The 24,540-nt window shown below is 73.7% G+C and carries 20 protein-coding genes; 16 read left to right on the top strand and 4 right to left on the bottom strand.

The annotated features are described in order from the left end of the window. From nrdR to lnt, 11 genes are all read left to right on the top strand, one after another. Positions 1 to 346 (top strand): transcriptional repressor NrdR (gene nrdR, locus FJ251_03565; GenBank protein MBM4116808.1); only part of this gene is annotated, 346 nt, incomplete at its 5' end. A 93-nt stretch (positions 347 to 439) separates the two neighbouring features. After that, complete coding sequence (gene tatC, locus FJ251_03570; GenBank protein MBM4116809.1) at positions 440 to 2,059, top strand: twin-arginine translocase subunit TatC; 1,620 nt, start codon at positions 440 to 442, stop codon at positions 2,057 to 2,059. Positions 2,060 to 2,152: 93 nt separating this feature from the next. Beyond that, a complete protein-coding gene (locus FJ251_03575; protein MBM4116810.1) occupies positions 2,153 to 3,154 on the top strand; it encodes a polyprenyl synthetase family protein in 1,002 nt (333 codons plus the stop codon). A gap of 50 nt (positions 3,155 to 3,204) precedes the next feature. Further along, positions 3,205 to 3,669: a ribosome silencing factor gene (gene rsfS / locus FJ251_03580; protein ID MBM4116811.1), complete on the top strand. Its 465-nt coding sequence runs from the start codon at positions 3,205 to 3,207 to the stop codon at positions 3,667 to 3,669. Beyond that, positions 3,525 to 5,342, top strand: coding sequence for an arginine--tRNA ligase (locus tag FJ251_03585; protein ID MBM4116812.1), 1,818 nt, complete (start codon positions 3,525 to 3,527; stop codon positions 5,340 to 5,342). The genes rsfS and FJ251_03585 overlap by 145 nt, the downstream gene beginning before the upstream one ends. Before the next feature lie 34 nt (positions 5,343 to 5,376). Continuing rightward, a complete protein-coding gene (locus tag FJ251_03590; GenBank protein ID MBM4116813.1) occupies positions 5,377 to 6,348 on the top strand; it encodes a sugar kinase in 972 nt (323 codons plus the stop codon). A gap of 46 nt (positions 6,349 to 6,394) precedes the next feature. Continuing rightward, positions 6,395 to 7,246, top strand: a complete 852-nt coding sequence (locus FJ251_03595) for a hypothetical protein (GenBank protein ID MBM4116814.1) — start codon at positions 6,395 to 6,397, stop codon at positions 7,244 to 7,246. Positions 7,247 to 7,539: 293 nt separating this feature from the next. Next, positions 7,540 to 8,844 carry an HD-GYP domain-containing protein gene (locus tag FJ251_03600; protein MBM4116815.1) on the top strand — a complete coding sequence of 435 codons (1,305 nt, stop codon included), beginning with the start codon at positions 7,540 to 7,542 and terminating at the stop codon, positions 8,842 to 8,844. A gap of 12 nt (positions 8,845 to 8,856) precedes the next feature. After that, entirely contained in the window at positions 8,857 to 9,873 is a 1,017-nt protein-coding gene (locus FJ251_03605) for a phosphoribosylformylglycinamidine cyclo-ligase (GenBank protein MBM4116816.1), read from the top strand. 116 nt (positions 9,874 to 9,989) lie between these two features. Then, a complete protein-coding gene (locus FJ251_03610) occupies positions 9,990 to 11,498 on the top strand; it encodes a hypothetical protein (protein ID MBM4116817.1) in 1,509 nt (502 codons plus the stop codon). A gap of 110 nt (positions 11,499 to 11,608) precedes the next feature. After that, positions 11,609 to 13,147 (top strand): apolipoprotein N-acyltransferase, encoded by a 1,539-nt coding sequence (lnt, locus tag FJ251_03615; GenBank protein ID MBM4116818.1) that lies wholly within the window; start codon positions 11,609 to 11,611, stop codon positions 13,145 to 13,147. Here lnt and FJ251_03620 read toward each other — a convergent pair. From FJ251_03620 to FJ251_03635, 4 genes are all read right to left on the bottom strand, one after another. Beyond that, positions 13,072 to 14,424, bottom strand: a complete 1,353-nt coding sequence (locus FJ251_03620; protein ID MBM4116819.1) for a M23 family metallopeptidase — start codon at positions 14,422 to 14,424, stop codon at positions 13,072 to 13,074. The two genes, lnt and FJ251_03620, sit on opposite strands and share 76 nt — an antisense overlap. Next, positions 14,373 to 15,602 carry a hypothetical protein gene (locus FJ251_03625; protein MBM4116820.1) on the bottom strand — a complete coding sequence of 410 codons (1,230 nt, stop codon included), beginning with the start codon at positions 15,600 to 15,602 and terminating at the stop codon, positions 14,373 to 14,375. Before FJ251_03625 ends, FJ251_03620 begins: the two co-directional genes overlap by 52 nt. Positions 15,603 to 15,951: 349 nt before the next feature. After that, positions 15,952 to 16,959, bottom strand: coding sequence for a methyltransferase domain-containing protein (locus tag FJ251_03630; GenBank protein MBM4116821.1), 1,008 nt, complete (start codon positions 16,957 to 16,959; stop codon positions 15,952 to 15,954). Continuing rightward, positions 16,866 to 19,322: a hypothetical protein gene (locus tag FJ251_03635; protein ID MBM4116822.1), complete on the bottom strand. Its 2,457-nt coding sequence runs from the start codon at positions 19,320 to 19,322 to the stop codon at positions 16,866 to 16,868. Before FJ251_03635 ends, FJ251_03630 begins: the two co-directional genes overlap by 94 nt. A gap of 48 nt (positions 19,323 to 19,370) precedes the next feature. Between FJ251_03635 and FJ251_03640 the strand changes: the two genes are divergently transcribed. The 5 genes from FJ251_03640 to FJ251_03660 all read left to right on the top strand — a co-directional run. Then, on the top strand, positions 19,371 to 20,117 hold the full coding sequence (locus tag FJ251_03640) for a metalloregulator ArsR/SmtB family transcription factor (protein MBM4116823.1): 747 nt from the start codon (positions 19,371 to 19,373) through the stop codon (positions 20,115 to 20,117). Further along, positions 20,114 to 20,641 (top strand): NUDIX domain-containing protein, encoded by a 528-nt coding sequence (locus FJ251_03645; GenBank protein MBM4116824.1) that lies wholly within the window; start codon positions 20,114 to 20,116, stop codon positions 20,639 to 20,641. Before FJ251_03640 ends, FJ251_03645 begins: the two co-directional genes overlap by 4 nt. 65 nt (positions 20,642 to 20,706) lie before the next feature. Then, positions 20,707 to 22,128, top strand: coding sequence for a metalloprotease TldD (gene tldD / locus FJ251_03650; protein MBM4116825.1), 1,422 nt, complete (start codon positions 20,707 to 20,709; stop codon positions 22,126 to 22,128). Continuing rightward, positions 22,128 to 23,471 (top strand): TldD/PmbA family protein, encoded by a 1,344-nt coding sequence (locus FJ251_03655; protein MBM4116826.1) that lies wholly within the window; start codon positions 22,128 to 22,130, stop codon positions 23,469 to 23,471. The genes tldD and FJ251_03655 overlap by 1 nt, the downstream gene beginning before the upstream one ends. A gap of 8 nt (positions 23,472 to 23,479) precedes the next feature. Then, on the top strand, positions 23,480 to 24,540 hold a 1,061-nt coding region (locus tag FJ251_03660), incomplete at its 3' end, for a glycosyltransferase (GenBank protein MBM4116827.1).

Here is a 24,540-nt window from a genome sequence, read left to right on the forward strand (position 1 = left end):
CGAGCGCAGCCCGGTCATGGTGGTCAAGGCGGACGGCCGCCGCGTCTCCTACGAGCGGGAGAAGATCCTCGGCGGACTGCTCAAGGCCTGCGAGAAGCGACCGGTCGCGCGCGAGTCGCTCGAGCAACTCGTCGACGGCGTCGAGCGCGACCTCGTCTACGCCAGCCTGGGCGGCGAGCTGACCAGCCAGGCCATCGGCGAGGCGGTGATGGAGCGCCTGCACGCCCTGGACGAGGTGGCCTACGTGCGCTTCGCTTCCGTCTACCGGCGATTTGCCGACCTCAACCACTTCGCGGCGGAGCTCAACCGGCTCCTCGACCAGCGCGAAGGCAAGCAGAAAGGATAGGGTGACGATGAAGACGACGTTGACGGAGCGGCGAACGGCGCTGGCCCTCGCAGCGCTGACCGCGCTGCTCGGCGGACTGGGACTGCTCGGCGCATGCGGCGGCGCGAGCGTCGGGGCGGGCGGGGTGGTCCTCTCGGGAGCGCCCGCCGGGCCGCCGCTGGACTTCAACTTCCAGCCGCCGGCGACGCCGATGCCCTTCAGCGTGGACACCGCGAGCGAGGCCGAGTTCAGCGGGACCTCCTTCATCTCGACCTTCCGCTTCCAGTGGGAGGCTCGCGACTGGCAGGCGGAGGGGGCGGACTGGACCTGCGACCTGCGCTTCAGCAAGCTGAGCGCCGCTCAGCGGCGGGGCAGCGGCGTCGCGATGGAGAGCGAGGACGCGGTCAAGAAGCTCGAGGGCTTCAGCACGCGCTTCCGCAAGACGACCGAGGGCTTCGCCCCCGTCGCGCGGCCGGCCAAGGACAGGGAGTTCCTCGCCATCTTCGATCAGCTGCAGGGTGGGCTCTCGCCGCTGGACTTCAAGGTGCCCGCTACGCCGCCGCGCCTCGGCGACAGCTGGCTGGAGCCCATGGACATCGACGCCCTCGACGTGCTGCGCTCGGCGATGAAGGACTCGACCTTCACCCTCACCTACGCCGCCGACGAGACCAGCCAGGGCCGCGCCTGCGCGCGCATCCGGTACCAGGGCAAAATCGAGCTCGACGGGGTCGTCTCGGCGCCGGCTGGCGCCTCCGAGGGCGGCAGCGCGCAGATCAACGGGCGCATCGAGATCGAGGGCAGCGCGCTCTACGACAAGGCGCGGGGCTTCATGCTCCAGGACGTCGGCAAGTCGAAGCTCATCCTCAAGCAGCGCGCGCTGGACGACAAGGGCGCGGCGACGGGGCCGGAGCAGAGCGTCGTGCAGAACGTGAACTACACGGTCAAGTACCTCGGCAGCTGATGGCCGACGAGCGCCGCGAGAGTCTGCCGCGCATGCCCTTCCTGGCCCACCTGGAAGCGCTGCGCTCCCTGCTCATCGTCGGCGTCATCGCGGTGACGGTGGCGACGGCGGCGGCCTGGACCGTCGCCGGTCGCATCCTCGACTTCCTCGTCACGCTGCTGCCCGCCGGGGCGACGGCCAACGTCTTCGCCCCGGCCGAGGCCTTCATGATCCGGCTCAAGGTGAGCTTCGCGACCGGGCTCTTCGCAAGCGCGCCCGTCCTGCTCTGGAAGCTCTACGACTTCCTGGCGCCCGCGCTCTACCGGCGCGAGCGGGGGCGCCTGCGCGTGCTGCTCGTCCTCTCGGCCCTGCTCTTCTACGCGGGCACGGTCTTCGGCTACTTCGTGATCGTGCCGTTGAGCTTGAACTACTTCTTCGGCCTGGTCACGCCCAGCCTGCACATGACCCTGGGGATCACCGATTTCTTCAACCTCGTCGCCAAGATGAGCGTCGCCTTCGGCATCGCCTTCCAGCTGCCGATCATCATCTTCCTGCTCTCGCTGCTGGGGCTGGTCTCGCCGCGCTGGCTGCTCTCGCAGTGGCAGATGGCGATCGTCGTCGTGCTCGTCCTGAGCGCCGTGCTCACGCCGGGCGGGGACATGGTGGGGCAGACCCTGATGGCGGCGCCGCTCATCCTGCTCTACCTGACGAGCTGTGCGCTCTCGCTGCTCGTGGCGCGCCGCGATCGCGGGCGCGCGGCCAGCGCCTCCGTTGACACCCCGCCCGACCTGTGATAATTTGCGGTCTCGCAGCCATTTAGATCGCTCTCGCGCGGCCGGCCACGAACGCGACGGCCGCCCATCCGCCGCCCCCGGCGCTGGAGACGGATGAAGCCCGCCTTTCTCAAAGGCCTCAAACTGGGTAACTTGCGCCTGCGCGAGGCCCTCGATCGCGATCTCCTGCGCGTCGAGGCGCTGGTCCGCGACAGCCTCCGCGCGGACGAGCCCTTCATCGCCGGCCTCACCGAGACCGTCCTCGCCCCCCCCGGCAAGCGGCTGCGGCCCATCCTCGTGCTGCTGGCCGCCGGCCGGCCGGGCGCCTCCAGCCAGGCCGCGGTGCTCGCCGCCGCCGTCGTCGAGATGATCCACACGGCCACGCTCCTGCACGACGACGTCGTCGACGCGAGCCTGCACCGCCGCGGCCAGCCGACCCTGAACGCCCTCAGCGGCGATGGTGCCGCCATCCTGATGGGCGACTTCGTCTACTCCCGGGCGATCACGCTGCTCGTCGAGGCCGAGTTGACCCAGGTGCTCGGCCTGCTCGCGACGACCGTGCACCGGATGAGCGTCGGCGAGCTGATGCAGCTGGACCTGCGCGACCGCCGCCTGCTCTCGGAGGAGGCCTACCGGCGGGTCATCTACGAGAAGACGGCGCGCCTCATCGAGGCCTGCTGCGCGAGCGGCGCCATCCTCGGCGGCGCCGCGGCGGGCGTCGCCGCGGCCTACAGCGACTTCGGCCGCAACATCGGCATGGCCTTCCAGATCGTCGACGACGTGCTCGACTACGAGGCGGATCCGGCGGTGCTCGGCAAGCCGGTGGGCAGCGACCTCGCCGAGGGCAAGCAGACCCTGCCGCTGCTCCTCGCCCACGCGGCGGCGCCGCCCGCGGGGCGCGCGCGCCTAGAGGCACTGCTGGCGGCCCAGGACGGCGATGCGGCGCGGCAGGAGATCGTCGAGCTGGTGCGCAGCCTCGGCGGCACCGTCGCGGCCCTGGCCGCGGCGCGGCGCTACGGCGAGGCAGCGCGGGCCGCGCTCGCGGGGCTGCCTGCGGGCGAGATCCGCGAGGCCCTGGACGCCACCGTCGACTACGTGGTGGAGCGCGAGCGCTAGCGCTCGCCGGCGGCGGTGCCGCCCGAGCCTGCCCAAGGAGACCCGCGACGATGAGCACGAGCGATAGCCGCAGCCGTGAGAAGCGCCCCGCGCGCAAGGTCGCCGCCGCGGGGGGCGCCGGCAAGCCGGTCGCCGACGCGAGCAGCGCCGAACTGGCCCGTGAGGCCGCCCAGCACGCTCTGGCCAAGAAGGCCGAGGATCTGGTCGTCCTCGACCTGCGCACCTTGAGCCCGATCGCGGACTTCTTCGTCATCGCGACCGGCCTGAGCGATGTGCACGTGCGCGCGATCGCCGACAGCGTGCAGGAGGGGCTGCTCGCCGGCTCGCGGCGCGCCAAGCCCTGGCACCTCGAAGGCAACGACACCCTGCGCTGGGTGTTGCTCGACTACGTGACGGTGGTGGTACACGTCTTCCAGCGCGGGACGCGCGAGTACTACGGCCTCGAGCGGTTCTGGGGCGATGCGCCGCGCGAGGAGATCGCCGACGCGCCGGGCGGCGCCGGAGGCGCCGCGTGAAGGAACGGATCCGGGCGGCGATCGTCGACTACTTCCGCGAGCGGCACGGCGACGTGGACTGGGCCTTCGCCGGCGGCTCGCAAGGCCCGGCCGAGATCGGCCTGCTGCCGCCGCGCGAGAGCGGCCACGGCGATCTCAGCACGAACGTCGCCATGCTGACGGCCAAGGCCTGCGGCCTGCCGTCGCGCGAGCTGGCGACGGCGCTCGCCGCCTGGTGCGCCGAGCGCCTGCCCGGCCTCGTGGCCGAGGTAGCCGGGCCCGGCTTCCTCAACTTCCGCCTGCCGGCGGGCGCCCAGCAGTCCCTGGTCGCGGAGATCCTCGCCGCCGGGCCGGCCTACGGGCGCAGCGATGCCGGCGCCGGCCAAACGATCTGCCTCGAGTTCGTGAGCGCGAATCCGACCGGACCGGCGGTGGTGGTCAGCGCGCGGGCGGCCGCCTTCGGCTCCACGCTCGCGCGCCTGCTCGAGTTCGCCGGCTACCGCGTGACGCGCGAGTTCTACGTCAACGACACCGGCTCGCAGGTCGATGCGCTGGGCGAGAGCCTGCGCGCGCGCCGGCGCGAGCTGGCCGGCGAGCCGCTCGTGTTGCCCGAGAACGGCTACCACGGCCTCTACCTGCGGGAGATGGCGGCGCAGCTCGCGCCAGCCGACGTGAGCCGCTGGGAGGCCCTGCCGCCCGCCGCTTGCCGCGCGGCTTACGCCGGGCACGCGCTCGCCCTGCTCACGGCCGATCTCCGCGCCGAGATGGAGCGCTTCCGCGCCCCCTTCGACGTCTGGTCCAGCGAGCGCAGCCTGCACGAGAGCGGCAAGGTCGCCGAGGTGTTGGCCCGCTTCGAGGCGCAGGGGCTCATCTACGAGGCCGAGGGCGCGCGCTGGTTCCGCGCGAGCGCGTTCGGCGATGACAAGGACCGGGTCGTCCTGCGCGGAGACGGCCGGCCCACCTACTTCCTGGCCGACGCCGCCTACCATCTGGACAAGCTGCGCCGCGGCTTCGCCAAGGCGATCACGGTGCTCGGTCCCGATCACCACGGCCACGTGGCGCGCATGCAGGCGATCGCGCAGGCGATCGGGGCGCCGGCGGGCTGGCTGGAGATCATCGTCCTGCAGCTCGTGACCCTGGTCGAGAACGGCGCGCCGGTGACGATGAGCAAGCGCGCGGGCGAGTTCGTCACGATGGGCGAGCTGGTCGACGACGTCGGCGTCAGCGTGGCGCGCACCTACTTCCTGACACGCCGGCGGGACAGCCATCTGGAGTTCGACCTCGGACAGGCGCGTGAGCAGAGCGCGAAGTCGCGGGTCTTCTACGCGCAGTACGCGACGGCCCGCATCGCCGGCGTGCTGCGCAAGGCGGCCGAGGCGGGACTGGGGGCCGCCGGCCTGCCCGCGGCGGCGGCGCTCGGCCGTCTCGCCAGCGAGGAGGAGTTGGAGCTGGTCCGCCAGCTCGGCGAGTTCCCGGCGCTCGTCGCGGGAGCGGCCGCCGCGCGCGAGCCGAACCGGCTCTTCAACTACCTGAGCGACGTGGCGGCGGCCTTTCATCGCTTCTACCACGAGCGCACGGTGGTCGGCGAGGACGCCGAGCTCAGCGCGGCCCGTCTCGCGCTCTGTCGCGCGGCGCAGCGCGTGCTGCTGAGCGGTCTCGAACTGATGGGCGTCGACGCGCCCGAGCGCATGTAGCTGGCGGCCCGGCGGCGGGCTGCCAAGGAGGGGGATGGGCGCCGAGCGACTGCTCGCCGTGGGCTCCCTGGCCTACGACGACATCGAGACACCGGCGGCCGCGGGCAGGGCGCTGCTCGGCGGGAGCCTGGCGCACTTCAGCGCCGCCGCCGCCCTCACCGGCGCCCTACCCGTGCTGGTCGCCGTGGTCGGCGAGGACTTCCGCGCCGAGGACCTCGCCTGGCTCGCGCGGCTGCCCGCCGATCTCTCGGGCGTCGAGCGCCGGCCGGGCCGCAGCTTTCGCTGGGGCGGCCGCTACGGGCCCGACTGCGCCGGGCGCGAGACGCTCTTCACGGAACTCGGCGTCTTCGCGGACTTCGCGCCGAGCCTGGGCCCGCAGCAGGCCGACTGCGAACTCGTCTTCCTCGCCAACATCCAGCCCGCGCTGCAAGCCCGCGTGCTGGACGCCGCGCGGGGGCGGCGCTTCGCGGCGATGGACACGATGAACCTCTGGATCGCATCCGCCCCTGCGGATCTGCTGGCCGTCATGGCGCGCGTCGATCTCCTCTTCATCAACGACGAGGAGGCGCGCCAGCTCACCGGCGAGCGGAACCTCGTGCGCGCCGGGCGCGCGCTGCTCGCGCGCGGCCCGCGCTTCTGCATCGTCAAGAAGGGCGAGCACGGCGTCCTGCTCTTCGCGGCCGGCGAGGAGGCGGTCTATCCCTGCCCGGCCTTCCCGGTGGACGCCCTCGTCGACCCGACCGGCGCGGGCGACGCCTTCGCCGGCGGCGTCATGGGCCAGCTCGCCCGCGAGGGGCGCTGGGACCTGGGCGCCCTGCGGCGGGCGCTGCTCACGGGCAGCGCCGTGGCCAGTCTGGCCGTGGAGGGACTCGGCCTCGACGGGCTCCGAGGGCAGCGCCCGGCCGCCCTGACCGCCCGGCGGCGGGCCCTGGCGGAGCGGCTCCGAGCGCCCGCGGCGCCGGGCCGGGGTCGGTCTGGCGTCCCCGGTGGAAATGTGCTAGGATAGCCCGCGTCCTCCCCATGGGCGCGCACCTCAGGACCGGCAGCGTGAAATGACGTCCAACCCTATCAATATCAATTACTTGCAGTCTTTGGTCACGGGCCTGCGCGAGGTCACCGGCTGCCGGATCGTCGTCAATGCGGCCGGGGAGGTGACGGAGGTCCACGTCACGGCGGTGTCCCAGCGGCCGCCCCGCCTGATCGCCCGCGACGTGGACACGGTCCTCAAGGTGCGCGGCGGCCTGGACATCGACCACCGCTGCATCCAGGTCGCCATCGTCGACCCGAGCGCGCTTGCCCCCGCGCCGGCAAGCGCGCCCGTCGCGGCAGCGAGCGGGCCTGCCGGCCAACTCATCGTCGAGGCCGAAGCCGCGCCCCCGGCGGGCGAGTTGATCATCGAACCCGCGCCGGCGCCGCCCGGGACGAGCGCGCCGGGGGGGCCGGTGGACGACCCGGCGGAGGATCGGGTGGAGGACGAACTGGAGCCCGTCGAGCCGCGCGTGACCTACGAGAAGCTCACCGTGACGCACGCCGGCGGCCAGGTGACCGCCGCCGTCGAGCTCGGTCGCGGTGAGCGCCGCGCGGTGGGCGAGTGCGTGGTCGCGGATACGCCCGACGGCCACCTCGCCGCTGTGATCCACGCCACGCTCGAGGCGCTGCTGCTGCTCTTCGAGACCGGCCTGCACTTCGACACGCCGCGCTTCGAGCGCCTCCACTTCGGGCGCGAGGAAGTGCTCGTCGTGCATCTCAGCGCCGTCGCCGGACGCGAGCTGTCGAGCTTCACGGGCGCCGCGGTGGTCCGCCAGGATCCCCGTCAGGCCGCCGTGCTGGCCACCCTCGCCGCGCTCAACCGCCTGGTCGGCCTCTGGAGCGCGCGCGAAGCCGTCGACTTCGATATCGTTTGATTCCCGCGTTCCCGGTCCGCTTCGGACCGGGAGGGAACTTCGCCGCCCCGGTCCGACCGGGAGCGGGGAACATCTGGTTGACACCCCTGGCGATCCCGGACAACATCCCCTGCCGGTGCGAGTGCGGCCAGCGGAGCGCATGCCTGCCAGCGGAGCGGTGCCTGCCGATTCCACGCCAAGGAGGTGTGCCATGTTCAAGTTCATCATTGATCTGTTCTTTGGCGATCTGCTCTTGACCAAGACCTGGTGGTAGACGCCGCATCGCACCGGCGCTTCGCACCCGGGAGCCGAGCTTGGCGACATTCCTGAGCGGCCGCAGCCGAGTCTTCAGCGCGTACTACTTCGCGGTCAGCCTCGCCGGCTACCTCGCCCTCTTCTTCTGGTCCCAGGACCTCGATCCCCGCCGCTGGCTCGAGTACGCGATCTTCGTCCTCCTCGTCGTCATCGCCGATCTCGTCAACGTCAGCCTGCCCCACGGCGGCGCCTCGATCAGCGTCTCGACGCCGATCACCTTCGCCTCGATCGTCATCTTCGGCGCCTACCCGGCGGCCTGGCTGGAGGCGGTGAGCGCGATCATCGTCGAGGGGCTCGTCAACCGGCGGCCGCTGGAGAAGATCTTCTTCAACGTGCCGGTGCTCGCGCTCTCGACAGGTCTGGCCGGCCTGGCCTTCCAGGCCCTGCCCTTCAGCCAGTCCCTGACCAGCCCGCTCTTCCTGATCCCGCTCGTCGTCTGCGGCATCGTGCACTGGCTGGTCAACACCTCGCTGGTGAGCACGATCATCGGCCTCTCGGACGGCCGCAATCCCCTGCGCATCTGGCGCAGCAACTACTTCTGGAATCTCCGCCATCTGATTGCCTTCGTGCCGCTGACGGCGATCATCATCCTCGTCTACCGCTTCGCGGCGCCCTGGACCCTGGCCCTCTTCATCATCCCGCTGCTGCTCCTTCGCTACGCCTACCGGCTCTACCTCGACATGAAGGAGACGCACATCGCCACGCTCACGGCGCTGACCAGCGCGCTGGACGCCAAGGACGCCTACACGCACGGCCACTCCTACCGCGTCAGCCGCTACGCGCTGATGCTGGCCCGCGCGCTTGGCCTCTCGAGCAAGCGCATGGAGCTGCTCGAGTACGCGGCGCTGCTGCACGACATCGGCAAGATCGGGGTCAGCGGCGACATCATCTCCAAGGACGGCAAGCTCACCGACGAGGAGTACCGGGCGATGAAGGCGCACCCGGCGATCGGCGCCAAGATCATCGAGCGGCTGAAGTTCCTCAACGAGGCGGCGCAGATCGTCAAGTACCACCACGAGCGGCCGGACGGGAAGGGCTACCCGGAGGGTCTCAAGGGCGAGGCGATCCCCTTCGAGGCGCGCATCCTGCAGGTCTGCGACACCCTCGACGCGATGACCAGCACGCGCTCCTACCGCAAGGCGCGCACGATCGAGGAGACTCTCGAGGAGTTCCGCAAGTACCGGGGCACGCAGTTCGATCCCGAGGTCGTGGACGCCCTCGTCGGCCTGCACAGCCGCGGCGAGCTGGTCCTGATCGGCGACGAGCTGCCGGTGGAGATCTACGAGGCGCTGCGCGACTACTAGAGCGAGGAACCCATGCGCTACCGTGACAGCGGTGTGGACATCGATCGCGCGGCCGCCGCGCTGAAGCGCGCCGGCGAGGCCCTGCGCAGCACCTGGACCCCGCGCGTGCTCTCGGAGCTGGGCGCCTTCGGCGGCCTCTTCGACGCGGCGGGCTTCAAGGACCCCGTGCTGGTCAGCAGCATCGACGGCGTCGGCACCAAGCTGAAGCTGGCCTTTGCCACCGGCCGCCACGACACGGTGGGCGCCTGCCTCGTCAACCACTGCGTGAACGACGTCCTCGTTCAGGGCGCGCGGCCGCTCTTCTTCCTCGACTACTTCGGCACGGGCGCGCTCGGCCCGGGCGTGCTCGAGGCCGTGATCGGCGGCATGGCCGCCGCCTGCCGCGAGAACGGCTGCGCCCTGATCGGCGGCGAGACGGCCGAGCTGCCCGGCTTCTACGCCGCGGGCGAGTACGACCTCGCCGGCTGCATCGTCGGTCTCGTCGAGCGGGGGCGCCTGGTGGACGGGCGCGCAATCCGCCCGGGCGACCTCCTCGTTGGCCTCGCCTCCACCGGCCTGCACACGAACGGCTACAGCCTCGCGCGCAAGGTCCTGCTCGAGGAAGCGCAGCTCGCCCTGGACGCCGTGCCGCCCGGCCTCACCGTTACACTCGCGGACGCGCTGCTGGCCGTGCACCGCAGCTACCTGCGCCACGTCGAGCGCGCCGAGGCCGCCGGCGTCGCGATCAAGGGCATGGTCCACCTGACGGGCGGCGGCTTCCTCGACAACATCCCGCGCATCCTGCCCGCGGGCTGCCGCGCGGTGATCGACACCCGCGCCTGGGCGGTGCCGCCGCTCTTTCGCCTCATCGCCGAGCGCGGCCAGGTCGCGCGCGCCGAGATGCACCGCGTCTTCAACCTCGGCGTCGGCTACCTGCTGGTGATCGACCCCGCGGAGCGCGCGCGGCTCGAGGCCGCCGGCCTGCCGGACCTGCTCGGCGTCATCGGCGAGATCGCCGCGGGCGCCGGACCCGTCGAGCTCGCGGGCTAGGCCTTTTCCACAGCTGTCGCCCTGCCCGGCGTCGCGCCGCCGCTTGTCCGCGCGCGCGGCGACCGCCGGGCACCGGCGTCGCGCAAGTCGCGCCGCAGGCGAGCGCCCCACGGGGAATGCCCCTTGCAATGGCCGGAGTCCACGCCAGGACGCCAGCCAGGAGATCCCCGATGAGCCCCGAATCCCCGCTGCCCGACACCGCGCCGGGCGCCCGCTCTCTCTTCGCCTTTCTCGAAGCCCGGCTGCCCGGCAGCCGCTGGGACCTGCTCGACTGCCCCGAGGCGGGCGCGCCGCGTTTCCGGCTCGGCCGTCTCGCCGAGCCGCACCCGGCACTGGCGGCCCTCGACGCGAGTGCGCCGCCGCCGCTGATCCTCGAGCACCCGCGGGGGGGACTCGCCGCGGGACAGCTCGCCTTCGCCTTTGCCGGGCAGCCGGAAGCGCACGTCGACTGGCTCTGGCCCCTGGGCCCGCGCGGCGAGCGACCCTGGGTCTGCGCCCGGCTGCGCCCGCGCCAGGTCGCGCTGCTCGCCGGGCGCCGCGAGTGGCTGGCCGCGCTCTTCGCCGAACTGGACACCGGCGCGCCCACAGGCTCCGCGCCGACAGGCGGAGCCGCCGGCGCGGGGCCAACGGTCGAGCGCGAGCTGCACGGTCTGCGCTACCACGCCGAGAGCCCGCTCGCGGGCCTGCTCGACCAGCTGCGCCGCGTCGCCCGCACGGAGACACCCGTCTTCCTCCAGGGCGAGTCGGGCGTCGGCAAGGAGCTCTTCGCGCGCGCGCTGCACCGGCTCAGCCCGCGCCGCGAGGGCGGCTTCGTCGCCCAGAACGGGGGCGCCCTCACGGAGACGCTCATCGAGAGCGAGCTCTTCGGCCACTCGCGCGGCTCCTTCACCGGCGCCCGCGAGGAGCGGGTCGGCCTCTTCGAGGTGGCGAGCGGCGGCACCTTCTTCCTCGACGAGGTGGGCGACCTCTCGCCGATGCTCCAGGTGCGCCTCCTGCGCGTGCTCCAGGACAAGCAGATCCGGCGCGTCGGGGAGAACCGCCTGCGGCCGGTGGACTTCCGTCTCGTCACCGCTACGCACCACGACATGGAGGAGCGCGTCCGCGGCGGCTGCTTCCGGCTCGACCTCTGGTTCCGCATCCAGGGGGTCAGCCTGCGCATTCCCGCGCTGCGCGAGCGGCCCCAGGACATCCCGGTCCTCGCGCGGCGCTTCCTCACCGAGCGCGCCGCGAGCTACGGGCTGCCGATGCGCGAGATCGCGCCGGAGGCCCTCGAGGCGCTCACGCGCTACGTCTGGCCGGGAAACGTCCGCGAGCTGGAGAACGAGATCGGCCGCGTGATCGCCTTCTACGGCGAGCTGCCGCGCCTGGAGCGCTGGATGCTCTCGGACGCGCTGTTCGCGAGCCGCGAGGATCCGCTGCCGGCCAGCCTCGCCTCGCTCACGCTCGCCGAGGCCCAGCTCGACCTCGAGCAGCGGATGATCCGCCACGTGCTCGGCCGCTACGGCGGCAACCGCAGCCGCAGCGCGCGCGCGCTGGGCCTCAGCCGCCAGGGCCTGCTCAAGAAGCTCAAGCGCCTGGGGATGGAGCGCACGGCCCGCGCGGCGCGCGCCGCGAAGGCGGGCTGAGCGCGGTCGGGGAGGGCCGTCCGTGGCTTTGCGCTTGGCGCCCCGCGGCCCGCCGCCTACACTCGGCGCCCGCGGGTGAGCGCCGCCGCGCGCTCGCCGGGAAGGTCTCGATGCGCCTGCGCCTCGCCGCGGCCGGCCTCCTGGCCGCCCTGCTCTACCACTTCGCGCTGCCGCGCTACGGCCTACCCTGGCTGGGCTGGGTCGCCGTGCTACCCCTGTGTGTAGCAGTTGAGAAGTGGCCGGCGCCGCCGGCCCAGGTTGCACGCTGGCTGGGCCTCGCCTTCGGACTCCCCTTCGGCCTGCTCAGCTTTCGCTGGCTGACGGGCTTGAGCCCGGCCGCCGACATGACGGCGCCCTGGCTACTCTGGCCCGGTCTCCTGCTCTGGGTCGCCTACCTCACGCTCTACCCCTACGCCTTCCTGCGCGTCTACGCGGCGCTGCGCGCGCGCGGGCCGCGGGCGCTCTGGCTCGCCCCGCCCCTCTGGACGGCCCTCGAATGGCTGCGCGGCAGCGGCTTGCTGGCCTTCAGCTGGATCCACATCTCGCAGACCCAGGCGGCGCCCGGCGGCTACCTGGCGCCAGCGGGCTGGGTGGGAGGACTCGGCCTCGGCTTCCTGATGCTGCTCGCGCAGGCCGGGGCGGCCGCCCTCATCGCCGGACGCGAGCGCCCCGCGCGGCGTCAGGGAGCGCTCGCCCTCGCGGCGGCCATCCTGCTGCTCGCGCTCGGCGCCGTTCCCAGCCAGCGTGCGCGGCCCGAGCGCGTCCCCGTCGCGGCCCTGCAGGGGAACGTGGCGCTCGCCGACAAGTGGGAGCCCCACTACCGGCTGGAGAACCTGCGCATCTACCGCGAACTGGGGCAGACGGCCGTCACCGAGGGCGCCACCCTGCTCGTCTGGCCGGAGACGGCGTTTCCGGTCAGCCTCTTCTACGACCGCCACGCGGAGCGCGCATTGCGCCAGACCGCGCTGGAACTCGGCGCGCCCTGCATCACGGGCTTCCAGGGTCTCTCGCCGCTGGCCAGCGGCGGCTTCGCCTACCGCAACGCGGCCCTGCTCGTCGGCGCCGGCGGCGCCTTCGAGGGCGCCTACAGCAAGGTCAAGCTGCTGCCCTTCGGCGAGCGCATCCCACTGATCGAGCTGATCATGCCCGGGGTGGAGATCGATCTCGGCCAGGCCAACTTCACCCCCGGCGCCGGCCCGCGCGTCCTGGCGGGCGGGCCGCTGCGCAGCGCGGTCTTCATCTGCTACGAGATGGGCTTCGCGGGCAGCGTGCGCCGCGCCGCCGCCGCCGGCGCCGAGCTGCTGGTGAACATCAGCAACGACGGCTGGTTCAGCGATCCGCTGGCCATGGAGCTGCACGCCGCGCTGTCGCCGATGCGGGCGGCCGAGAACGGCCTGCCCGTGCTGCGCTGCGGCAACAACGGCGTGACGGCGATCTTCGATGCGCGGGGCCGCTGCCTCGGGCGCTTACCCCTGGACACCCGGGCGGCCCTGGTGGCCGCCGTCCAGCCGCCGGCGCGCGCGAGCTTCTATGCGCGCACCGGCGGCTGGACGGCGCCGCTCGCCTGGTTCGCCTACCTGGTCGGCGCGGCGCTGGCGAGCGCCGGCAGCAGGGTCGGCGTGGCGAGGGTGTTGAGGAGGGAGTCGTAGCGCGCCACCGCGGCCGTGAAGGCCGGCCGCCGGGAGGCCGGCAGGGGCTCGGCGGCCACGGCCCGGAACTTGCGCGGATCGACGAACTTCCCGTTCACCTTCATGCGGTAGTCCAGGTGCGGCCCCGTGCTGAGGCCGCTCGAGCCGACGGCGCCGATCACCTGCCCCTTCTTGACCCGGGCGCCCACCGCGGTGCCCCCGGCGAAGCTCGACAGGTGCATGTAGGTGGTCTCGATGCGGCCCGGGTGGCGCAGCACGACGAAGCGGCCCATGCCGCGATCGTGGCCGCGGCGCGCGACGCTGCCCTCCGCCGTCGCCTGGACCGGCGTGCCGACGGGAGCCGCGTAGTCCACGCCCAGGTGCGGGCGGTTGACGCCGAGCACCGGGTGGCGCCGGTTGTAGCTGAAGCCCGAACTGATGCGCGAGAAGCTGAGCGGCGCCTTGAGGAACTGCCGCTCGAGCGAGCTGCCGTCCGCGTGGTAGTAGCGGCGCTCGCCGGCGGCCGTCGCCGGATCGAGGTAGGCGGCGTGGCGCTTGCCGTTCACCTCCATCCAGGCGGCGAGGATGCGGTTGCGGCTCGTCTCGCGATCGGGCCGCTGCGCGCATTCGACGAGCACCTCCATGCGGTCGCCGGGCTGCAGGTCGAGGAAGAAGTCGACCTCGCCCCCGAAGAGGTCGGCGACGCGCACGGCGAGATTGCCGTCCTCACCCTGGGCCTGGAAGGTCTCGTAGAAAGAGGACTCCAGGACGGCCGTCAAGAGGCGCGGCTGCCAGTCGAGCGTGGCGCGCACCGTCTCGGCGGCGAAGCCGTCCCCGCGGCGCCAGGCGTAGAGGTCGTCGAGGTAGTCGAGCGGATAGGCGAGCCCGAGCAGGCGGCCGGCGAGATCCCAGCGCAGCACCACCTCGGCGCCGGCCCTGAAGTCGCTCATGTCGAAGTTCTCCGCGACCGCGTCGATCAGCGCGAAGCGCTCTTGAGGCGGGACACCGGCCCGCCGCAGGAGTGTCTCGAGCGTGTCGCCGCGCTTGAAGCGCAGGGTCTCGTGGCGCCCATAGGCGCCGAAGCGGTCGGCGAAGTGAGGAGTGGCCGCAGCGATGGCGGCCGCGTTCCACTGGGTGGCGCGGAAGGCCTGCTCATCGCCCGCGGGGCGACAGGCCGTGCCGGCGAGCAGCAGCAGCGAAAGCGACGAGATGGCCGGCATCCAGGCCGGCCGCTGGCGGTGCACGATCAGTGTTCCTCCAGAAGGAAGAGGGTGGTGGGCTCTCCCGCATCGTTCCATTGAAGACCGACAGATGCCCGTAAGCGGGGACGGCCGGGCAGTACGGCTCCCAGTCCCAGCCCCCAGTCGCCGGCTTCGGCGAAAGCGGCTGCACGATACTCCCGAAACCGCGCTCCCTCCAAGAGAAAATACGGGCCGAAAACGACCGCTTCGGGATCGCTGTTCCGGCGCAGCCTGACCTCGAGTTGATGCAAGCGGAAGTCCGCCCGCAGGCGCAGGGCCTGGAATTCCCGCGCCGGCAGGCTGCCGATCGTCTGGCCGCGCAGGAAGCGCCAGGCATCGACGAAGAAGAGCTCACTGCTGGGGCAACGGGTCTGGGCGAGGCCGCCGGCCAGGCGGGCCTCGAGGCCCCAGCGGCCCTGCCGCCGATAGGCATCCAGGCGGGCCTCGCCGCGCCCGCGGCCGCGCTCGTCCGCCGGCAGGCGCAGCTCGCTTTCGCCGGCGAGGACGAGGGCCTCGCCGCGCAGCGGCTGCCGCCACTCGAGGCGGCAGAGCGACTGCGCCTCGCTGCCATCGGGGTCGCGGCCCCGGGCCGGGTCGCTGTCCAGACGCTCCCAGCCGCCGAGCAGGGTGAGCTGCCCGTCCGCCGGCAGCGCGAAGCGGGGCCCGGCCAGGCTCCACCAGCGCGTGAGGTTGCTGTCGCGGAAGGGGTCATCGTAGTCGCTGACCCCCAGCTCGACGCTCAGGCGCGGCAGCGGGCCCGCCAGGCGGAACTCGTCGATGCGCAGGCTGCCCATCGCCAGCGGGCCGACCAGCAACAGCCCGCGCCAGGACTCGCCGCGACCCAGGGGCGCCGCGCCCGCGAGGGTAAGCCCGCCATCGAGGTCGCCGTCGTCGAGCACCGTGAGATAGGGCGCCACGCGCAGGGCGCTCGCCTCGCGCACGCGCAGCGTGAGGTGCAGACCCTGCTCGCCGCGCCTGCTCTCGACGCGCAGGCTGCGCAGGTAGGGCAGGCTGCGCGCGCGCGCTTCGAGGCGCGCCTCGAGCCCTTCCGCGTAGAGACCGCCCTCGGCGAGGTCGAGGGCGGCGAGCAGCTCCTCGCGCTCGATGCGCTCGAGTCCCTGAATCAGGATCGTGACGACGCGCAGCTCCGCGGGCGCCGGGTCGGCTGCGGGCGCGAGCGCAGGCCAGAGCAGTGACGCGAACAGAAGAACGGCGAGCAGGCGGCGGCGCGGCATTGGGGCTCCTCGGCAGGGGGCGGGAGCGGCCGCGGCGCGACCGCCGCGAGGAACTTAAGGGCGCTTCGCTGGATGGTCAACGGTGCCGGGGGGTCGGGGCTGGGCCATTAAAAGGGGAAAGCAGCCCCAAGCGATCGAAGGCTGCTCTCCCGGATTACCCCTGCTGGCCGTTTTCTATCAAGTCCGATGCCAAGCCGGATCCTCCGCCGCGATTTGCACAAAGCTCCTATTCATTGCGGGTTGTAACCATAACCTGATCCCGGGTCGAGGCGAAGGCGCGGCGCTCTGCCTCGCCGGGAGCACAGGGGCGTCCACCAGTGCAGACACCCGCGCGCCGCGGTGTCCGGGGCTAGCGACCGGGCGCGGGCTTGCGCCAGACCTGGACAACCCAGTCGTCGCGACTGTCCTGGGCTTCGAGCCCCCAGCCCCTCGCCTCGGCTCCCGCCCGCACCCGCCCGGCCTGCTTGCCCAGGAAGCCCGAGAGGATTGCGCCGGCCCCGGGGGCGAGCGCCAGGTCGAGGCGAGGCAGGAGGCGCAGGATCGGTCCGAGGTAGAGGTTGCACAGGAGAAGATCCCAGCTCGCCGGCGCGAGCTGGCGCGGTTCTCCCCAGGCGAAGTCGAGCTGGCCGGCGAGGCCATTGAGCTCGGCGTTCAGGTAGGCGTTCACGATGGCCGCCGGCTCGATGTCGTGGCCGAGCACCGGCCCGGCCCCCCAGAGGCGCGCCGCGATCGCGAGGATCCCTGTGCCGCAGCCGACGTCCAGGCAGCGCGGCGCCCCGCCACCGCGCCGCGCCAGCCAGGCCTGGAGTTGCTCGAGGCAGAGCGCCGTCGTCGGGTGGTCCCCCGTGCCGAAGGCCTGCCCAGGTTCGATGACGAGGACGATGGGGGCGCCCGGTCCGGTCGGCTCGGCGCTCTCCCGGGCCGCGGCGCGCTCCCAACTCGGGACGATCGCGATACCGGGTGCGAGGCGGCGCGGAGCGAAACGGGCGCGGAAGCCGGCATCCCAGTCCTCCTCGCGCACCGCGTCTTCCCGCCAGCTCAGGGCGGGCGCCGCGAGGCCGGCGGCGGCCGCCTCGGCGAGCCAGCCGGCCAGGGCGGCCGCCCCGGGCAGAGCGGTCTCGCTCTCGCCGTAGACCGACAGCTCGACCAGCGGGTCGCCCGGCCGGCGCTCGCTCGCCAGGCGTTCCCACCCCGCGATGAGCAGTCGCTCCTCGATGAAGGCGGCGAGGGCCGGCGCGAGCCGCAGTGAGCGGCGTCGCCAGCTCACGGCAACGGCTCGGTCAGGGGCGCGGCGAAGGCCACCGGCGAGGCGGCCATCAACGCGGGCGCGCCGAGGGCGGCCACGCGCTCCGGCCACTGGTCGTCAGGCGCGGCCACCGGCGGCAGCCAGGGCCAGCGCCGGTTCTCGTTCGGCGCCGGCAGCGCGATCAACTGCAGGGCCTCGCCGGGTGCCAGGCCCGCCTGGCGACGGAGGGCGGCCAGCGCCTCGGCGTGGCCGCCGATCTCGTCCAGCAAGCCGTTCTGCAGCGCCTCGTTGCCGTCCCAGGGTCGCCCGCGGCCGAGCAGGTCCACCTCCGGCGCGCTGATGTGGCGGCGCGCTGCCACGGCGCCGACGAACTGGTCGTAGCGGCGCTCGAGTTCACCCGCCAGCTGGTCCCGCGCCGCTCCGCCTGCGAACGCCGCCTCCTCCCCCGTCGCGGCAGCCCGCTGGGACCAGCGCAGCGCGCCGCCCCAGACGCCGATGCCGCCCGTCACGCTGCTGCGGTTTGCGTAGACGCGGCTGCCCTCGACGGCCGCGTAGTAGGCGGCGCCGGCGCCCGCCTCGCCGATGCTGACGACGACCGGCTTGCGCTGGCGCGTGCGGATGATCTCCGCGCGCAACCGCTCGGCGGCCAGGAGGCTGCCGCCGCCGCTGTCGATGCGCAGCAGGGCGCCGCGCAGCGCCGGGTCGCGCCGCACGATCTCGAGCGCGCGCACGAGGTCGCCGACGCCGGTCTCGGGCCCGAAAGGACCCTCTCCGCTCGCGCCGTCGACGAGCAGGCCGTCGAGGCGCAGCAGGGCGACCCGCGCCGTGCCGCCCCAGTCCTCGCGGGCATAGCGCCGGGCCGCGAAGTCGGCGGCCGCCAGCCGCCGCCCCTGGCCCTCCTCGCGCGCCAACCACGCGGGCAGGGCGTCCGGCGCGACGAGGCCGTCGACGAGCTTCAGCTCCCGGGCGGCCTCGGGCGTCAGCAGTCCGCGCGCGAGCAGGGCGGGCGCCTCGTTCAGCGGCAGGTTGCGAGCTTCGGCCACCCCGCGGCAGAGGCTGAGGTAGCGGCCCGCCGCGAGGCTGCTGTCGGCCGCCTGCGCCGCGCCGCCCGGCGCCGCGCCGCTCAACCGGGCCGGCGCGCTGTTCGCGTCGCCGACGCTGAGGAGCTGCGCCCTGAGCCCCAGATCGGCCAGGTCCTCGCTCGCCTCGACGCGCGCCGAGGCCGGCCCGCCGAAGTGGAGCAGACCCTGGGGGCTGACGAGCACGCGGCTGGCCGCGCTCGCGAGGTAGTAGTCGAGTTCGCTGTAGCGCTGGGCATAGGCGACGACGGGTCGCCCGGTCAGACGGCGGTACTCGAGCAGCGCGCGCCGCAGCTCTTCGCGGGCCGCCAGACCCAGGCGGGGCTGCTCGAGGCGCAGGAGGATGCCTGCGAGATCGCGCTCGCCGCGGGCGCGCTCGATGAGCGCCGGCACACCGCCCGGGCTCTCAGCGCCAGGCAGGGGGCCGTCCCCGAGGGTCAGCTCGAGGAATCGGCGCTTGGGCAGGAGGGGACGCGCCAGGCGGCGATTGCTGATCTCCAGGCTGAGCGCGCCGCGCGTGGTGCCCTCGCTCTCCGTCTGGCGGTTGCCGAGCGCGAGGCCCGCCCGCGCGGGGCCTTCGGCGAAGAAGACGCCGAGCCCGAAACGGCTCTCGCTCGTCCAGTCGAAACGCAGGCGCAGGCGGCCGCTGATGTCGAGGGCGAGGCCGCTGCGCGTCTCGTGCTCCCAGCGGTCGGCGATCTCGCGCTGGACGAGGTCGACGCTGATGGTCGCCCAGTGCCGCTGCGGGCGCAGGGCGAGCCCGATGGCGTAGCTCGGCGCGAGCGTGGGGGCCGCGCCCGGTGCGAGGCCGCGCAGCGTGGGCCCACCGATGTTCTGTCCGACGAGGCCGCAGGAGATCCAGCGCCCCCAGCGCAGAACAGCGCCGAGATCCGTGCTGGACAGGCCGTCGAGCGCATAGGCCTCGCTGCGCGTCCAGCGGTAGGCGCCCCCGACGGCGAGCTGCAGACGGTAGTGCGGAAACTCGAAGCGCTGGCCGAGACCGAGGCTGTAGCGGTCGCTGCGGGCGAGGCGCGGCGTCGCGCCGCCGGCCCCGTAATCGAAACCGGCCGGCAGGGTGCGGTGATCGACGCCGAAGGCGAGGCGCCCGCCGAGGGCCGCGCTCCAGTCGCCCGTGAAGCGGCGGGTGAAGGAGGGCTCGAGCGCGGCCAGATCCGTGCCGCCGCGCAGGCCCCGCAGGTAGAGCAGCGAGAACTCGCCCGGTCGCAGGGCGAGCGCCGCCGGGTTGTGGTAGAGGGCGGCCAGGCCGTCATCGCCGGCTACAGCGAACGGCGCGAACAGGGCGTCGTTGCCTGCGAGTCCATGGTCGGGGAGCTGAGCCGCGGCCGCGTTGGCCAGGCCGCCGAGCAGGGAGAGCAGGAGAAACGCGCGGCGCATCGCTTGCCTTTCGTGCAGGGAGTGCCGCCCCCCGGCGGCCGCTGAATAATGGAGGCTCCCCCGGAATCGCGCAATTGTGAACATCGCCCCTGGGGGACCGCGGCTCGCGGGCGCCGCCCCTTGCGTTGCGGAGCGCGTTTCGATATTCTAAGAAACATCGAAATACAATCGGAGGTCGCCATGGCCACGAACAGCCCGGCTGCAGGCGAGGACTTCGCCCCCGCTCTCGAGCGCAGCCTGGACTTCTTCAAGGCGCTCGCCCATGCGCAGCGCCTGCGCATCGTCGGCCTCCTCGCCGAGCGGCCAGCGGTGGTCGAGGAGATCGCCAGCGCGCTCGCCCTCACGCCGGCGACGGTGAGCCATCACCTGCGCATCCTGCGGCAGGCCGGCCTGCTGCACGTGAAGAGCGACCAGCAGTACCGGCTCTACGGCCTCGAGGAGCGCCGCCTGCGCGAAGCCTCGCGCGAGCTGCTGCGCCTGGACAACCTGCGCGCCGGCGCCGGGCCCTTCCCGGAGGATCTCTTCGCGCGCAAGGTGCTGGACACCTTCCTCAAGCGGGGGCGGCTGGTCGCCATCCCGGCCCAGCGCAAGAAGCGGGAGGTGATCCTCGACTGGCTGGCGGCGCAGTTCGCGCCGGGGCGCGCCTACCCGGAAGCCGAGGTGAACGCCCTGCTGACGCGCTTTCATCCCGACTACTGCTTCTGGCGCCGCGAACTGGTCATGGGCCGGCGGCTGGAGCGCGAGCGCGGGGTCTATCGCCGGCGCGAGGCGGCGCCCGCCCGGCGGTCGGGATGAGCGCGCCGCGCGAGAGCTGGCGGCACTGCCCGCGCTGCGGCGCGCCGCTCGCGCCGCGCGCGCTGGGCGGGCGCGAGCGCCCGGCCTGCGCCTGCGGGCTCGTCGACTGGGCGAATCCGGTGCCGGCCGCCGCGGTGATGCTGCTGCGCGGCGCTGCTCCCAGCTGGGAGCTGCTCTGGGTGCGCCGGGCGCACGCGCCCAAGCTCGGCCTCTGGTCGCTGCCCAGCGGCTTCCAGGAGTGGGAGGAGGACATCGCTGACTGCGCGCGGCGCGAGCTGGCGGAGGAGACGGGCCTCGCCGCCCCGCTCGGCCCGCTCGTCGGCGTCTACTCCGCCTTCGACGACCCGCGGCACAACGCCCTGCTCGTCGTCTATCGCGCCGAGTTCGCGGGCGGCGAGGCCCGGGCCGGCGACGATGCCGACGCCATCGCCTGGCACCCGCTCGCGGCGCCGCCGGCCATCGCCTGGGACTCCCACCGCCGGGCCCTGGCCGACCTGCGGGCGCAGCTCGGCGCGCTCGATTGACGGCGCCCGCCCGGGCGGCTAGCCTCGCGCGCGGAGCGGCCCGCGCGCCCCGTTGAAGGAGGACGATGTCCGCGCCTGCCTCGCCCCTGGAGAGCCTCGACCGCGACCTGCTCGGCCGCCTGCTCGAGACGGCTCTCGCCCGCGGCGGCGACTACGCCGACATCTTCGCCGAGTGGGAGCGCCTGCGCACGCTCCGCTGGGAAGAGGGGCAGATCAAGGAGGCGCGCGCGAGTCTCGGCGGCGGCGTCGGCATCCGGGTCCTGGCCGGCGAGCAGACCGGCTACGCCACCAGCGAGGACTGGTCGCCGCCGGCCCTGCTCGCCGCGGCGGCGACGGCCGCGCACATCGCCGCGGGTGGTGCGCCGCCCGCTCGGACCCCGCTCGCCCGGCTCGCGCTGCCGGACCGCTACCCCCTGCGCCGGCCCTTCGACGCCGAGACGCTCGAGACCCGGCACGGCCTGCTCGCCGCCCTCGAGGCCGAGGCCGCGGGCGGCGAAGTCGAGCGCGTGCAGGCGAGCTACACGGAGAGCGATCGCGCGCTGCTCGTCGCCACCAGCGAGGGCGTGCTCGCCCGCGACCGCCAGCCCCTGCTGCGCCTGAACTGCAGCGTTGTCGCCGCGCGCGACGGCCGCCGCGAGACGGGCAGCGCGAGTGCCGGCGGCCGCGCCGGTCTCGAGTTCTTCGCCGCGCATCCCCCGGCGGCGGTGGCCGCCGAGGCCCGCCGTCTCGCCCTGCTCGCCCTCGCGGCGGGGGAAGCACCGGCCGGGCCGATGCCCGTCGTGCTGGGTCCGGCCGCCAGCGGCATCCTCCTGCACGAGGCCGTCGGCCACGGCCTCGAGGCCGATTTCAACCGCAAGGGCACCTCGAAGTTCAGCGGCCGCCTCGGTCAGCGCGTGGCGAGCGAGCGCTGCACCGTGGTGGACGACGCCACGCTCGCCGGCGACCGCGGCGCCCTCAACGTCGACGACGAGGGCACGCCGGCCGGGCGAACGGTGCTCATCGAGAACGGTATCTTGAAGGGCTACCTGCACGACCGCCTGAGCAGCCGCGCAATGGGCCTGCCGCGCACGGGCAACGGACGGCGCGAATCCTTCCGCCATCACCCGCTGCCGCGGATGACCTGCACCTACCTCCTGCCCGGCGAGAGCAGCCTGGAGGCGATCCTGGCCGCCACGCCGCGCGGGCTGTACGCGCGCCAGTTCAGCGGCGGCCAGGTGGACATCGCCCGCGGGGACTTCGTCTTCGACGTCACCGAAGGCTACCTCATCGAGGGCGGCGCCATCGGGCGGCCCGTGAGGGGTGCCACCCTCATCGGCAACGGGCCCGACATCATGGGGCGCGTGAGCCTGGTCGCCGCGGACTTCGCGCTCTCGCCCGGCATGTGGACCTGTGGCAAGCGGGGCCAGACCGTGCCTGTCAACGTGGGACTGCCGCACCTGAAGATCGACGAGATCGTCGTCGGCGGCACCCGGACGGGAGGCGCCTGATGGCCGCGGACGCCTGGCTGGCGCTGGCCGAGCGTGCCCTCGCTGCCGCCCGCCGCGCCGGTGCGGACGAGGCCGATCTGCGCCTGGCGCGAGGGCGGGAGTTCACGGCGCAGGTCCGCCTGGGCGAGATCGAGGTGCTCAAGGAGGCGGCGAGCAGCGCGCTCGCGCTGCGCGTCTTCAAGGAGCGCCGCGTGGCGCAGTTCGCGGTGAGCGAACCGGGCGCCGCCGATCTCGAGCGCCTGGCTGCCGAGACCCTCGCGCTGGCGGCCGCCTGCGCGCCGCACGATCTGCACCGCCTGCCCGAGCCGGAGGCCTATGCCAGCGCCTCCTCAGCGCTCGATCTCGCCGACCCCGGCGCAGGTCCCGACACCGCGGGGCGCATCGCGCTCGCGCGCACGCTCGAGGCGGCCGCCCTCGGCGCCGACCCGCGCCTGGACAACAGCCAGGGCGCCACCTTCGCCTGCGGCAGCGGCGAGCTGCTCTACCTGACGAGCAACGGCTTCCGCGGCGAGAGCGCCGCCAGCGAGTTCTCCCTCTCGGTCATGCCCGTCGCCACGGACAGCGCCGGCGAGAAGGTCACCGACGGCTGGGCCAAGCGCAGCCGGCACTTCGCCGACCTCGAGAGCGCCGAGGCGCTGGGCGCCGAGGCCGCGCGCCGCGCCCTGCGGCGACTGGAGGCGCGCAGCGCGCCGACCGGGCGCTTCCCCGTGCTCTTCGAGCCGCGGATGGCCGCGCGCCTGGTCGGCATGCTCTTTCGCTGTCTCGCGGGCGACGCCGTCTGGCGCCGCCGCAGCTACCTCGCCGAGCGCCTCGGCTCCCAGGTGGCCTCGCCGCTCGTCACGCTGATCGACGAGCCGCACCGCCCGCGCGGGCTGGGCAGCCAGCCCTTCGACGGCGAGGGCCTGCCGGGCAGTCGCCGCGTCTTCGTCGAGGCCGGGCGGCTGCTCGCCTTCGCCAACGACCTCGAGAGCGCGCGCCGCCTCGGGCAGCCGGCGACCGGCCACGGCCTCTGGGGCGGCGGCGTCGCTGCCAGCAATCTCTATCTCGCGCCGGGTGCACAGAGTCCGGCGGCGATCCTCGCCGGCACGCCGCGCGGGCTGCTCGTCACCGGCATGCTGGGCGGCGGCTTCCAGGCCGCCAGCGGGCACTGGTCGCAGGGCTGCACGGGGCAGTGGATCGAAGGCGGTGCGCTCGCCTACCCGGTGCGCGAGGTGACCGTGGCCGGCAATCTCGATGCGATCCTCGGCGCCGTCGACGCCGTGGGCGACGATCTCGACTTCAGCCTGGGCGCCGTGACCAGTCCCACCCTGCGGGTGGCCGAGCTGGCCGTCGGCGGTCGCTAGGGGCGGCGATGCGCTGGGCCCTCGTCGGACCGCTCCATCCCTATCGCGGCGGCATCGCGCACTACGGCGCGCTGCTCGCCCGGGAGCTGGCGGGCGCGGACGAGGTCGCGGCCTTCAACTACCGCCGCCTGTATCCGGGGCTGCTCTTTCCCGGCCGCACGCAGTACGACGCGAGCGCCAGTCCCTTCGCGCTGCCGGCGCCGCGCCTGCTCGACAGCCTCGATCCGCTGAGCTGGCGGCGCACCGCGCTGGCGATCGCGGCGGCCGCGCCCGACGCCGTCCTCTGCCACTGGTGGCAGCCCTTCTTCGGCCCTGCGCTGGGCGGCGTTCTCGGCGGCCTCGCTCGCCGCGCGCCCGCCTGCCGGCGGGTGCTCCTCTGCCACAACGTGCTGCCCCACGAGAGGAGCCGGCTGGACTTGCTCTTCGCCCGCCGCGCCTTCGCTCGCGCCGAGGGCTTCCTCGTCCACAGCGAGAGCGACGCCGCCGTGCTGCGGGCGCTCCTGCCCGGGGCGCGGCTGCGCGTGCACCCGCATCCGAGCTACGACGCCTTCGCGGCGGAGGCGCCGACGCCGGCCGCCGCTCGCGCCGCGCTCGGCATCGCCCCCGGCGTTCGCGTGCTGCTCTTCTTCGGTTACGTGCGCGCCTACAAGGGCCTCGACCTCGCCCTGCGCGCCCTCGCCCAGCTCAGGGACGAGGATCCGGCACTCACCCTGCTCGTCGTGGGGGAGTTCTACGAGCCCCGCGCGCGCACGGAGGCCCTGATCGAGGAGCTCGGCCTGCGCCACCGTGTGCGTATCGTGGACCGCTACGTGCCCAACGAAGAGGTGGCCCGCTACTTCCAGGCCGCCGACCTCGTGTTGCAGCCCTACCGCAGCGCGACGCAGAGCGGCATCGCCCAGATCGCCCTCGCCTGCGGGCGGCCCGTGCTGGCCACGCGCGTGGGCGGCCTGCCCGAGCAGATCGAAGACGGCGTGAGCGGCCTGCTCGTGCCGCCCGAGGCCCCGGCCGCCCTCGCTGCCGCCATCCGCCGCTACTTCGCCGAGGACCTGGCGACGCGCCTCGCGCCCCC

It is taken from the genome of bacterium, assembly GCA_016873475.1.
Classification (GTDB): domain Bacteria; phylum Krumholzibacteriota; class Krumholzibacteriia; order JACNKJ01; family JACNKJ01; genus VGXI01.